The sequence below is a fragment of the Dickeya dadantii NCPPB 898 genome (assembly GCF_000406145.1).
In the GTDB taxonomy this organism is placed as follows: domain Bacteria; phylum Pseudomonadota; class Gammaproteobacteria; order Enterobacterales; family Enterobacteriaceae; genus Dickeya; species Dickeya dadantii.
In genome coordinates this window covers 2863856-2876688 of record NZ_CM001976.1, presented here as the reverse complement: position 1 = coordinate 2876688, position 12833 = coordinate 2863856, and the positions used below count along the sequence as shown (strand labels likewise).

Sequence of the window (12833 nt, the reverse complement as noted above, 5' to 3'; positions counted from 1 at the left end):
CGCCGGAAGGGTAAGAGTATGTTAACGATTGAAAACTTGAACGTCAGCGTCGAAGACAAACCGATCATCAACGGGTTGAACCTACAGGTCAATCCGGGCGAGGTCCACGCCATCATGGGGCCGAACGGCTCGGGCAAGAGCACGCTGTCCGCCACGCTGGCCGGGCGTGAGGACTATGAGGTCACCGGCGGTTCGCTGCGTTTCAAGGGCAAAGATCTGCTGGAACTGTCGCCGGAGGAACGGGCCGGCGAAGGGATCTTCATGGCGTTTCAGTACCCGGTGGAGATCCCCGGCGTCAGCAATCGCTTTTTCCTGCAAACCGCGCTGAACGCCGTGCGCGCCTATCGCCAGCAACCGACGCTGGACCGATTCGACTTTGAAGATTTCATCGACGACAAAATCCGGTTGCTGAACATGCCGGACGACCTGCTGACGCGCTCGGTCAACGTCGGTTTTTCCGGCGGCGAGAAAAAACGCAACGATATCCTGCAAATGGCGGTGCTGGAGCCGGAACTGTGCATTCTGGATGAAACCGACTCCGGGCTGGACATCGACGCGCTGAAAATCGTTTCCGGCGGCGTTAACGCGCTGCGCGACGGCAAGCGCGCTTTCATCATTGTCACCCATTACCAGCGCATTCTGGATTACATTCGGCCGGATTACGTGCACGTGCTCTATCAGGGGCGGATTGTGAAATCCGGGGATTTCTCGCTGGTGAAACAGTTGGAGGAGCAGGGCTATGGCTGGCTTACCGACCAACAGTAAAGCGCAACAGGCGCTGCAACAGTGGCAACGCCTGTTCGACACCGCGGCACCGCGCGCCGATGAGGCGCGGCAGCACTGGCAACAGGTCATGCAACTGGGGATTCCCCACCGCAAGCTGGAGCACTGGAAATATACGCCGCTGGAGCGGTTGCTTGAGCATGAATTCGCCACGGCAGCGACCGAAAGCGCGGTCACGTCGGCGCAGCGCGACGCGCTGGCGTTGCCGGTCGATGGCTGGCGACTGGTGTTTGTCGACGGGCGCTACAGCCGTGCGTTGAGCGACGCCGACACCGGGCCGTATCAGGTGGCGGTGATTCCGTCGGCCCGGCGGCAGTCTGGTTTGCCGCCAATTCAGCCGGAGGTGTTTTTGCACCTGACGGAAAGCCTGGCGGCGGAACAGACGCTGATTCAGGTCGACAACGGCGTGACGGCGGAGAAGCCGCTCTATCTGCTGCATATCAGCAGTGGCCGGCCGGCGGCGCTCAACACGCTGCATTATCGCCATCATGCGCGCATCGGCGAAGGCGCCAGCGCGACGCTGATAGAGCATTACGCCAGTCTGGAAGGCGCCGCTCACTTTAGCGGCGCGCGCCTGACTATCGACGCGGGTGAAAACAGCCGCACCGAGCACTACAAGCTGGGGTTCGAAGCCGCCGACAGTTATCACTTCGCCCACAATGATTTACGTCTGGCGCGGGCCGCTCAACTGCACAGCCACAGTTTTCTGCTGGGCGCCGGGCTGACCCGCCATCACACCAGCGCGCAGATGAACGGCGAAGGCGTGACGCTGTCGATGAACAGCCTGATGGTGCCGACCGGCAACGAGGTGTGCGATACCCGTACGTATCTGGAACACAATCAGGGGTTCGGCGAAAGCCGCCAGTTGCATAAGGCGATTGTGCGCGATCGGGCGCGCGGCGTGTTTAACGGGCTGATCAAGGTGGCGCCCGGCGCGCTGAAGACCGACGGCAAGATGACCAACAACAACCTGTTGTTGGGGCGACTGGCTGAGGTGGACACCAAACCTCAGCTGGAAATCTACGCCGATGACGTGAAATGCAGCCACGGCGCGACGGTCGGGCGCATCGACGAAGAGCAATTGTTTTATCTGCGTTCACGCGGTATCGGCGAACAGGCGGCGCAACAGATGATTATCTTCGCGTTTGCCGCCGAACTAACGGAGGCGATCCGCTATGACGCGCTGCGTGATGCGGTGCTGGAGCGAGTGGCCCAGCGTCTGCAGGCACTGGGAGGAGAAATAGCGTGAATTATCCTGTCGAACATTATCCTATCGATCGGGTGCGGGCGGATTTCCCGATTTTGCAGCAATCGGTCAACGGACAGCCGCTGGCCTACCTGGACAGCGCCGCCAGCGCGCAGAAACCGCTGGTGGTTATCGACCGTGAACGGGATTTCTACCTGCACGAGTACGCGGCGGTGCACCGTGGCATCCATACGCTGAGCGCCCGCGCCACCAGCGCGATGGAGGAGGTGAGGGCGAAGGTCGCCACCTTTATTCATGCCGCTTCGGCGGAAGACATCGTGTTTGTGCGCGGCACCACCGAAGCCATCAATCTGGTGGCCAACAGTTACGGGCGTACCGCGTTTCAGCCCGGTGATAACCTGGTGATCAGCGAAATGGAGCACCACGCCAACATTGTGCCCTGGCAAATGCTGGCGCAGGCGCGTGGGCTGACGCTGCGGGTACTGCCGATCACCGATGACGGCGAACTGGACATGGCGCAACTGCCGGCGTTACTGGATGAACGCACCCGGCTGGTGGCGGTGACGCAGGTTTCCAACGTGCTGGGTACGGTTAACCCGCTGGCGGAGATCATCCGTCAGGCGCATGCCTGCGGGGCGAAAGTGCTGGTGGATGGCGCGCAGGCGGTGATGCACCAGGCCGTGGACGTGCAGGCGCTGGATTGCGATTTCTACGCGTTTTCCGGCCATAAGCTGTACGGACCGTCAGGCATTGGCGTACTGTACGGCAAAAGCGAACTGCTGCAGGCAATGCCGCCGTGGGAAGGCGGCGGCGCCATGATCCGCGACGTCAGCCTGACGCAGGGCACCACCTATGCCGATCCGCCGTGGCGCTTTGAGGCGGGCTCGCCGCATGTCGCCGGGATTATCGGGCTGGGGGCGGCGCTGGATTATGTCTCCGCGCTGGGGGTTGATGCGATTCAGGCGCATGAGGGCCTGCTGATGCGCTATGCGCTGGCGTCGTTGGCCGAAGTGCCGACGCTCCGCCTGTACGGCCCGGCGCATCGTCAGGGGGTGATCGCTTTCAATCTGGGGCGCCACCACGCCTTTGACGTCGGTAGCTTTCTCGACCAGTACGGCATCGCCATTCGCACCGGCCACCATTGCGCCATGCCGCTGATGAGCCGTTATGGCGTGCCCAGCATGTGCCGCGCATCGCTGGCGCTCTATTCCTGCCAGGATGAGATTGACCGCCTGGTGGCGGGACTGCACCGCATACATCGTCTGTTGGGCGAGTAAGCCGACGACAGAAAAGTGATGGTTTCTGGAGCATTGTTACGGCGCAAATGGTTACGGCGCGAATGGTTATGGAGAAAAGGGTTATGGCGCAACTGCCGGATCCGCAGAAATTACTGCGGAATTTTTCCCGTTGCAGCAACTGGGAAGAGAAGTACCTCTATATCATTGAACTGGGCGCCGGTCTGACGCCGCTGAGCGACGCGCAGCGTCAGGACGGCAACCGGGTATCCGGCTGCCAGAGTCAGGTGTGGATCGATCTGGCAAGTGATGAGCAGGGCAAAGTGGTGCTGCACGGCGATAGCGATGCCGCAATCGTCAAGGGATTGATTGCCATCGTATTCAGCCTGTATCAGGGGCTGTCCGCCCGGGAGATTGTCGAGCTGGACGTGCGTCCTTTCTTCGCGTCGCTGGCGCTGACCCAGCACCTGACGCCATCACGATCGCAAGGGTTGGAAGCCATGCTGCGCGCCGTACGAGCGCGTGCGTCCGCATTGATATAACGCCCGCAGGGCGCGGTTCCCGTGCCCTGATACGTCACATTTCAGAATCCATCCGGTGGATTTCCTGCTACCCTGCTTTTATCCTTGGGAACCTCCAATGATGAAAAGAGATTCAACCTATTGATAAGAAATAAGAAAGAAGGTGTCTGCCAACGGCGATTCACCCGCGCTTTGTTAGGGCGTAACCCTGTGTTGCGCTCTGGCGCTCACCCGATCTTCAGCAGTAAAACAGGAAACCGATAATGAAACGTGCGCTTACTTTGGTGGGATTATTGTTTACCTCCTGTCTGGCGGGCATGCAGCCTGCCAGTGCGACGGAATATCCTCTGCCACCCCCTGACAGTCGACTGATCGGGGAAAATATTACCTATACCGTACCCAATGACGGGCACCCGCTGGAAACCATCGCCGCCAAATTCAAAATTGGCCTGCTCGGCATGCTGGAAGCCAACCCCGGCACCGACCCCTACCTGCCCAAGCCCGGCTCAAACCTGACCATTCCGTTGCAGATGCTGCTGCCCGATACGCCACGTGAGGGGATTGTGGTCAATCTGGCGGAACTGCGGTTGTACTATTTCCCGAAAGGGAAAAATACGGTGATCGTCTATCCGATCGGTATCGGTCAGCTTGGCCGTAATACGCCGGTGATGGTGACCCATGTTATTGAGCGGCGCCCAAACCCGACCTGGATCCCCACCGCCAATACACGGCGCCATTATAAGGAACAAGGGATCACGTTGCCGGCGATGGTGCCAGGTGGGCCGGATAATCCGATGGGATTGTTCGCGTTACGGCTGGAGAAAAGCGGCGGCGTGTATTCGATTCATGGCACCAATGCCGATTTTGGTATCGGTATGCGGGTGAGTTCCGGTTGTATCCGCCTGCGCCCGGAAGATATTGAAGCGCTATTTAATGACGCGCCGGTAGGTACCCGGGTACAGATCATCAATGAACCGATCAAGATTGCGGTGGAACCTGACGGGAAACGCTATGTGGAAGTGCATCAGCCGTTGTCGCGAACCGATAAGGACGATCCGCAGACCATGCCGATTGCGCTGAACCAGAAGGTGAAAGCCTTTATCCACCATGACGATACCGACGCCGAAGCGGCTCAACACGCCATTGTGCGCCGTTCCGGCATGCCGGTGCTGGTCAATACCGGGCAGAACGTTCCTCATCAGCCGGCGCTGCAACAGCAGGGGGCGCCGATATCGGCGGTGGTGACATCCCCGACGCACTAATCACCACCTGTGTCAGGACGCCATCAGCGGGCGTTCTGACACATCAGGCGTGTTTTTGGCAAGGCGATGTTTAGTAAAACGATGTTTAGTAAGACGATGCTCGGTAAATCGATGTTAGGTAAAGCAGTGTTCGGTTAGGCGGCACGCTCAGGAAGAGGGTGTGATAAGAGCAAAGAGAAGAGCAAAAAAAATGGCGCACAAAGTGCGCCATTTTTCATTCAACCAGTTCTTACTTCTTGTAAGTACGAACCTGGTTGTCCAGGCGCTGGTTAGCACGAGCTGCGTCATCTTTAGCAGCCTGCACGTCGGTAGCCAGAGCGTCAACTTTGCTGGTCAGAGCAGATACTTTTTCGTTCAGAGAAGAAACGTCAGAAGACAGCTGATCCAGTTTAGCATTGCTGGAGCAACCAGCCAGCAGAGTGGAACCCAGGATTACCGCGCCCAGTACCAGTTTAGTACGATTCATTATTAATACCCTCTAAATTGAGTTAATCTCCATGTAGCGTTACAAGTATTACACAAACCGTTTTCTGATGAGAATAAATTTTTGATGGGAACATGCTTAATTTTGATCGTTCGCTCAAAGAATCATCGAGTTTTACAGGCAGGTTAAAAAAGTAAGGAAAACAGCGCTATCTTATCAGATTACTCCGACCTTCACGGCCGCGGATATGCTTTTTTTGTATAACCGATCGCGCTATTTATCAGCGATAAACATGGCGCCAAAATAAAAAGCGCCCCGCAGGGCGCTTTGAAATATTCTCATTATCGAATTACAGGCGGTGTACCGAAGAGGTGTTGGTGGTACCACTCGACACCAGCGCGCCGGAAACCATCACCACTACGTCGCCTTCCTGGGCCATGCCGCTCTTCAGCGCTGCTTCTTTACCGATGCGGTAGAAATCATCGGTGGACGCGATTTCTTTCACCAGCATCGTTTCCACGCCTTTGCTCAGCAGCAGCTGACGCGCGGTGATTTCGTTGGTGGTCAGCGCCAGAATGCGGGCATTCGGGAAGTATTTACGGATGGATTTGGCGGATTTGCCGCCGTGGGTGGCGACGACGATCAGCGGCGCTTCCAGTTTCTCTGCAGTTTCCACCGCGCCACGGCACACCGCTTCGGTGATGCGCAGTTTGCTGCTGCTTTGCAGTTTATCCAGACGCGATGTCATCACTCTATCGGTGCGTTCGCAGATGGTCGCCATGATGCTGACCGCTTCCAGCGGGTATTTGCCTTTGGCGCTCTCGCCGGACAGCATCACCGCGTCGGTGCCGTCGATGATGGCGTTGGCGACGTCACCGGCTTCGGCGCGGGTCGGACGCGGGTTCTTGATCATCGAGTCCAGCATCTGGGTCGCGGTGATTACGACTTTGCGGGCCTGGTTGCATTTTTCGATCATCATTTTCTGAGCGAAGATCACTTCTTCAACCGGGATCTCAACGCCCAGGTCGCCGCGCGCCACCATAATGCCGTCAGAGGCGTCCAGAATGTCGTCGAAGTTGTTCAGACCTTCCTGGTTTTCGATCTTGGAGATGATCTGGATGTGCTCGCCGCCGTGCTGTTTCAGGTGAGCGCGGATCTCTTCTACGTCGGAACGTTTGCGGATAAAGGACGCCGCCACGAAATCGACGCCTTGTTCGCAGCCGAAAATCAGGTCGCGCTTGTCTTTTTCCGCCAGCGCCGGCAACTGGATGGAAACGCCCGGCAGGTTAACGCCCTTGTTTTCGCCCAGGTCGCCGTTGTTCAGCACCTTACAAATAACTTCGCCACCTTTGATCTCAATGACTTCCATACCGATCAGACCATCGTCGACCAGTACGGTGTTGCCGACGCTCAGATCGTTGGCAAAACCGGCATAGGTTACCGCCACGCGTTCTTTATTGCCGATGACGCTCTGGTCGGTGGTGAAAGTGAAGGTCTGACCGGCGGTCAGGGAGACGTCCGCGCCGTTTTCCAGCTTAATGGTCCGGATTTCCGGGCCTTTGGTATCCAGTAGGATCGCTGCTTTCAGACCGGTTTTTTCCGTGATAGCGCGTAAGTTCTTGATACGTTGACCATGTTCGGCATAGTCACCGTGAGAGAAGTTCAGGCGCATCACATTCATGCCTGCTTTCAGCAGTTTGCCCAGCACTTCCTCTGATTCGGTTTTCGGGCCGATGGTACAAACGATTTTAGTCTTTTTCATAACGGTAGTTTCTACAAGTTGTGATGGATAAAAAAACAGGGTGACCGGCGGTTAGACGAAGCTGAACCTCCGGGGACAATACGTTTGCGACTGCGAGAGAATGATAAGTATAGATGGTGACAGACGAGGGAGAGCGTAGAAGCACGTGACCGGATATTGCCCATGATCAAGAGTGGGCGAGGCGGCAATATCCCGGAGGATTGTGTTGTTGATTGTGTTTTTGTCCGTGGCACGTGGATTCGCTGAAACCATTCAATGAAACGACGTTCCGTATTATAGTTATCAGGCAAAGAGATACAAGTCATTGAACGGAAGGATAACGCGTATTTTCGTGCTCTTGCGCAAAAAAATGTGCGATTTATTGTTTTTACACAAACTTGTTGCGCAAATGCACTAAGAATATCTGGCTATCGATGTGGAATGAACCTGGCGCCCAGGGCGTTACTGACTGGTCTGGCAAGATATGCAGCGGGGGTTTCGGCGTTATGCAGGTACGATTGTCCGTTATCAAAAAATTGCCCGTTATCAAAAAATTGTCCACTATCAAAAAATCGCCGTAATAATTCGATTCCTCATTACAACGGTTGTGACGACCAGGGTAACGCGGCAACTCGCGTTAACCACCGCCAACTGCTTTATCCATCCCCGGGAGCCGTCCACATCGTTGATATTCCCGTTCGGCGCTTTAGCCACCGTTATCCAACAGACGCTGAGCGATGGTCAGTAAAAGGTGCTGTATCGATGACGTACAAAAAACAACTCCTCCCTGCTAACGGCTTGTTGTTAAGCTAATGCGATGAGTAAGCGATAATTTGGGGAATACTATTCCCATATCACGGGAAGGAAGGCGCTTCCCCGCAGAGAGCGACATTATGGAACTGAATCGTATAGGTGACATCGCGGCCTTTGTGGCTGTGGTTGACTCAGGGAATTACACGCGCGCCTCGGGCAGCGTGGGGGTATCCCGCTCGGCCATCGGGAAAAGCATCACACGGCTGGAATCCCAACTGGGCGTCAGGCTGCTCAACCGGACGACACGCCAGCTCAGCCTGACGGAAGAGGGGCGAATCATGTATGAGCGATGCAAGCAAATTCTTGAGGATCTGGAAGAAGTCGATGCAACCATGGCGCTGCGGCGAGAAAAACCCACCGGCACCCTGCGGTTGACCGCGCCGCTCTCGCTAGGGCAACGGCATGTACTTCCCGTTATCGATCGATTTCTAAAAAAATGGCCGGAGCTAAGAGCCGATGTGGTGTTCTCCGATCGCTACGTCGACCTGATTGAAGAAGGGTTTGATATCGCCATCCGCATTGGCGAGCCAAAAGACGACTCGCGGATACTCACGAGAACCATCGCGACCCAGCATATGGTGACTTGCGCCTCGCCTGAATATTTAGCAAGGCGTGGCGTACCTGTGACCCCGGAAGAATTAAGCAAACACGACACCGTTTTCTTTCGTAACGCGGAGAAGCGCCGAAACTGGCGCTATATGACTCCGTTCGGGGATTTTATTTATGACGGACCGGGCCGCATGGATATAGATAGCTCAGAAGCGATGTTATCTTCGGCCATTGCCGGGTTCGGTATTATTCAATTGCCAGACTATCTGGCCTTCCAGGCGCTTGAGAAGGGTGAACTGGTCGCTATTTTAACGGAATTTAAAATAGCGCCTGAGCCTGTGCGGATAATTTATCCAAGTAAAAGGCATCTGTCGCCCAGAATTCGAGGGTTCGTTGATTTGATCGTCGATGAATGGCAAAACAAAGACGTACCATGGCGAGAAATAATCTAGGTTGAATTTTGTCTTTTTTTGTTTTTTTTATGTTGCGGTATTGATGTGATACATAACTTTAATACCGCTTCCTCAAATTAGCTCTCCCTGCTCCCCTATTATGGGACGCACATTCCCTAATCTTTCCTCTAGTATGCGAATAACTGATTAGTCGTATTGATGTGGTTATTATCATTTTGGAGCAAAAATGACGGATTATCGTTTTATCAAACCTATAACGCTTCCCAATGGGGTGGTTATTAAAAACCGGGTAGTGCTTCCGCCAATGACTGAGCAGATGTCTTTCGAGGACGGAACCGTCACACTGGAAGAAATAAACTATATGCAGCAGCGTGCAGGCGGCGTTGGTTTATTTATTACACCAGTAGCGTACATTAATAAAGAAGGTAAAGGGTTTGAAGGTCAATTGGGGGTTGACGATGACAGTAAAATCCCCGGCCTGGCGAAATTGGCCCATGCCATTAAATCACGTGGGGCAAAAGCCATTCTGCAAATGTTCAGCGCAGGGAGAATGACCAATTCATTTATTACCCGCGGATTGCAGCCGGTTAGCGCCAGCGCCGTGGCCGCGCCGCGAAATGGCGCAGAGACGCCACGCGAACTAAGCTCCGCTGAGATCGTAAGTTTAATCAATGATTTTGCTCAGGCGACGCGAAGAGCAATTCAGGCCGGCTTTGATGGGATCGAACTACATGGCGCAAATACGTATTTATTGCAGCAATTTGTTTCTCCTCACTCTAACCGGCGCACCGATGAGTGGGGCGGCAGTCTTGATAAACGATTAAACCTGCCTTTGGCCGTTATTGACGAGGTGATGAAGGTCAAAAATAAATATGCATCGCCTTCATTTATTGTGGGGTATCGTTTATCACCGGAGGAAATTGAAGAGCCCGGCATTACGCTGGATGATACCCGATATTTCGTCGGGAAGTTACAGCAAACCGAGCTTGATTATATCCATGTTTCTATGGGCTCCGTGTGGCGCTCATCGATGCGTGATAAAAACAATACGGCGCCGATTATTACGCAGCTTAAGAAAGAAAGCCCTAAAAAACCGGTTATTGCGGTAGGTAATGTCAGAACGCCTGCACAGGCAGAAGAAGTGATGCAGAGCGATATTGATTTTGTTGCGCTGGGTCATCAGCTTATTATTGATCCTAACTGGGTTGAGAAGGTGATTTCCGGGCATGAAGAGACGATTCGCTACCGCTTACATGCCGCCGATCTGGACGATTTAGGCATCAAGCCCCCTTTCCTTGAGTTTATTCGGGATATGCCGGGTTTCGATATCCTCGGTCTTAACGATGACTCTGCCCGACAGATAGATAATGTGACTTATCTTTGATTGATATTCCCGGAAGCCCACTCATACAGTGGGCTTTCTTTTGATTAATGAACAACACTAACAGACGTAGTGAACAAATACCTCCCTTCAACTGGGAAGCACATTCCCCAATTATTACTTTATTGAATTGTAACAAAAGATCGGCCCGTTACGTATCCTGCTTTTGGTTATTAATTTACGAACCGTGTCGAATGGTTCAGAGAAGCATCGGATAAAGGCGAGGGCTCCAGATTCAGGCATCGCTCGCCCCTGAAATAAACGTGTCGCTGGCCTTAAGGCTGGATATGGCAATCTACCAGAGTAGTGATTAAGAATTTCATAAAATGAGTAAAATGTGAAATTTGGTGCCGATGTTGTGGGTTTTTACAGCCAATACGCCCGCAAATTCCAATAGGGAAAATTTATAATATTCCTTCCTGAAAGGAGTATTTTTATGTCCCGTTTGTTTGCATTTTTCCATACCGGAACCTTCGCCAATGAATTCAGCAGGGGGCTGGTGGCGGCTATCCCGGTGATGATAGGGTTCGTTCCGTTTGGCTTGTTGCTGGGCGCGCAGGCCGCGCAGAAAGGCTTTTCTGCATCAGCGCTGGTGTTGATGACCGGACTGAATTTCGGTGGCGGTTCTGAATTCGCTGCAATGTCGCTCTGGACGTCGCCCCCTCATGTTTTGACCATCGTGCTCGTCAGCATGCTGATTAACAGCCGCCATCTTCTAATGGGGGCCTCGTTTGCCCCTTTTCTTGCTCATCTTCCGCGTCGTCACGCGCTTCTGGCGCTGTTTTTCATGTGTGATGAGAGTTGGGCAATGAGTGTCGCTGACGCCGCAAAGCGCCGCCAGCAGGGCTCTTCAGGTTTCAGCATGGGGTTTTATGCCGGCGTGGCGTCTGCGCTGTGGCTCGTCTGGGTTATTTCGACGGGGGTCGGCGTTATTGTTGGGCCGGTTCTCGGTGATGTGACTGAATGGGGCTTCGACATGGCGTTTCCCGCCGTTTTTTTGGTGCTTTTAAAAGGGATGTGGCGCGGATTGCTGCCTGCACTTCCGTGGCTGGTCAGCCTTGTTTGCGCTGCGGCGACCTATCATTTTTGGCCCGGCGCGGCCTATGTACCTGTCGGCGCAGCAACGGGGATGCTCGCAATACTGTTACTGAACGGGAAAACATCATGAGCCTCACATTGCTGACCATCCTGCTGATGGCAATCACCACGTACCTGACACGCATAGCCGGCTATGCGCTGTTGCATGGAAGACGAGTGGGGCCGCGTTTAAAAGCCGTTGTGGAGGCCGCTCCCGGCTGCGTGCTGATCACTGTCATCGCACCTCATTTCGTCACTACTGAACCGGCCGGCCAACTGGCATTACTTATTTCGCTGCTGGCCGCCATGCGATTTTCACTGCTCCCCGTGGTGATCATCAGCGTACTGACAACGGCATTTTTACGCCATCTGCTTTGACGGAAGGCACCCGGCAACGGCGTTTGCAAGCGACGTCATTACAATCGACGTCATTACAATCGACGTCATTACAAGCGAGCTCACGATAATGACGTCGATCCAGAAAGCCGTTCTGTATCCTTGTGTAGTCAGTAAGGAATGCGGGTGTTCGCCCGCAATGCTTTTTATCGGACCGGGAGTTCAGTTGTCTGCTTAATGGTCTGCATTGGGAGCTCGGTTTTGATGCTCCGCACCCCTTTAATACGTGCCAGGTGCTTGATCTGAAATTGCCGATAGGCATTTAAATCCTTTGCAACGACCCGCAGGATAAAGTCGCAGTCGCCGACCATCAGGTGGCACTCAACGACTTCATGCAGCCTCGCGACCTCGCGGCAAAAATGCGCAACCGTTTCTTCCCCCTGACTTTCCAGCCAGATACGGACAAACAGCGTCAGGTTAAGCCCAACGGTCTGAGGATTCAGGATAGCCACATAGCGATCGATGGTGCCGCTGTCTTCGAGGTTTTTTACCCGCCGAAGGCAGGGAGAAGGCGATAAGCCAACTTTTTCGGCCAAAATATTGTTGGGGATACGGCCATCTTTTTGCAATTCTCGCAGAATACGGCTATCAATTTCATCCATTTTTAGCATTGCATACCATTACGAATTGAACCTGTGGCTCAGTATGCTGCAAAATTCAAAAACATGCATTTCAGAAAGGTAAATGCGCGTTTTCTGGCAATTTCATTGCGTTTCTGACTGTGTTTTTTGATTCCAAATTGACATTTGCAGTTGGTGATGTGTACATCGCATACAATGATAAATTCTCCCGGTACGCCAGCAGACTGCCGTTCGATACTGAAGTATCGGCCCATGCAGCCACCAGAAGACCATCGGGTTGTTAACGTCTGTTAATAATCGGCGGCGTCGGGTTTGTGTCGATCCCGGTCACGTTTCCGTCACCGGGTAGTTGAGCCCGCGCGCGCCGGTGGTAAGTTAGCGCCTACAGGTTGTGCCCGATCAGCGACATTCTTCTGTCATGGCGGCGTGCAATCCGGGATTGCTACTGCT

General features: G+C 54.1%; 12 protein-coding genes. 9 read left to right on the top strand and 3 right to left on the bottom strand.

Features of this window, described 5'->3' with window-relative positions; all coding sequences use genetic code 11:
• The first annotated feature begins 18 nt into the window (after positions 1–18).
• The 5 genes from sufC (at position 19) to DDA898_RS13095 (ending at position 5008) form a co-directional block, all read left to right on the top strand.
• The gene (gene sufC, locus DDA898_RS13115) at positions 19–765 is read left to right on the top strand and encodes a Fe-S cluster assembly ATPase SufC (RefSeq protein ID WP_022633952.1); all 747 of its coding nucleotides are present in this window, start codon (positions 19–21) and stop codon (positions 763–765) included.
• On the top strand, positions 740–2032 hold the full coding sequence (gene sufD / locus DDA898_RS13110) for a Fe-S cluster assembly protein SufD (RefSeq protein ID WP_038911418.1): 1293 nt from the start codon (positions 740–742) through the stop codon (positions 2030–2032). Before sufC ends, sufD begins: the two co-directional genes overlap by 26 nt.
• Positions 2029–3267, top strand: coding sequence for a cysteine desulfurase SufS (gene sufS / locus DDA898_RS13105; protein WP_038911416.1), 1239 nt, complete (start codon positions 2029–2031; stop codon positions 3265–3267). Before sufD ends, sufS begins: the two co-directional genes overlap by 4 nt.
• An 83-nt stretch (positions 3268–3350) precedes the next feature.
• Complete coding sequence (sufE, locus tag DDA898_RS13100) at positions 3351–3767, top strand: cysteine desulfuration protein SufE (protein WP_038911415.1); 417 nt, start codon at positions 3351–3353, stop codon at positions 3765–3767.
• Between the two features lie 242 nt (positions 3768–4009).
• Positions 4010–5008: a L,D-transpeptidase family protein gene (locus tag DDA898_RS13095; protein WP_013318357.1), complete on the top strand. Its 999-nt coding sequence runs from the start codon at positions 4010–4012 to the stop codon at positions 5006–5008.
• Between the two features lie 229 nt (positions 5009–5237).
• Here the strand turns inward: DDA898_RS13095 and DDA898_RS13090 are convergent, their stop codons facing one another.
• Positions 5238–5474, bottom strand: a complete 237-nt coding sequence (locus DDA898_RS13090; RefSeq protein WP_012769424.1) for a major outer membrane lipoprotein — start codon at positions 5472–5474, stop codon at positions 5238–5240.
• A gap of 307 nt (positions 5475–5781) precedes the next feature.
• Positions 5782–7194 carry a pyruvate kinase PykF gene (gene pykF / locus DDA898_RS13085; protein ID WP_038911414.1) on the bottom strand — a complete coding sequence of 471 codons (1413 nt, stop codon included), beginning with the start codon at positions 7192–7194 and terminating at the stop codon, positions 5782–5784.
• A gap of 872 nt (positions 7195–8066) precedes the next feature.
• Here pykF and DDA898_RS13075 point away from each other — a divergent pair.
• The 4 genes from DDA898_RS13075 (at position 8067) to DDA898_RS13060 (ending at position 11784) form a co-directional block, all read left to right on the top strand.
• Positions 8067–8987, top strand: a complete 921-nt coding sequence (locus DDA898_RS13075; RefSeq protein WP_038911412.1) for a LysR family transcriptional regulator — start codon at positions 8067–8069, stop codon at positions 8985–8987.
• A gap of 187 nt (positions 8988–9174) precedes the next feature.
• Positions 9175–10332 carry an NADH-dependent flavin oxidoreductase gene (locus DDA898_RS13070; RefSeq protein ID WP_038911410.1) on the top strand — a complete coding sequence of 386 codons (1158 nt, stop codon included), beginning with the start codon at positions 9175–9177 and terminating at the stop codon, positions 10330–10332.
• A gap of 433 nt (positions 10333–10765) precedes the next feature.
• The gene (locus tag DDA898_RS13065) at positions 10766–11497 is read left to right on the top strand and encodes an AzlC family ABC transporter permease (RefSeq protein WP_050570266.1); all 732 of its coding nucleotides are present in this window, start codon (positions 10766–10768) and stop codon (positions 11495–11497) included.
• Positions 11494–11784, top strand: coding sequence for an AzlD family protein (locus tag DDA898_RS13060; RefSeq protein WP_038911409.1), 291 nt, complete (start codon positions 11494–11496; stop codon positions 11782–11784). The genes DDA898_RS13065 and DDA898_RS13060 overlap by 4 nt, the downstream gene beginning before the upstream one ends.
• Positions 11785–11948: 164 nt before the next feature.
• Here DDA898_RS13060 and DDA898_RS13055 read toward each other — a convergent pair whose 3' ends face one another.
• Positions 11949–12413, bottom strand: coding sequence for an Lrp/AsnC family transcriptional regulator (locus DDA898_RS13055; protein WP_038911408.1), 465 nt, complete (start codon positions 12411–12413; stop codon positions 11949–11951).
• Positions 12414–12833: the final 420 nt, after the last annotated feature.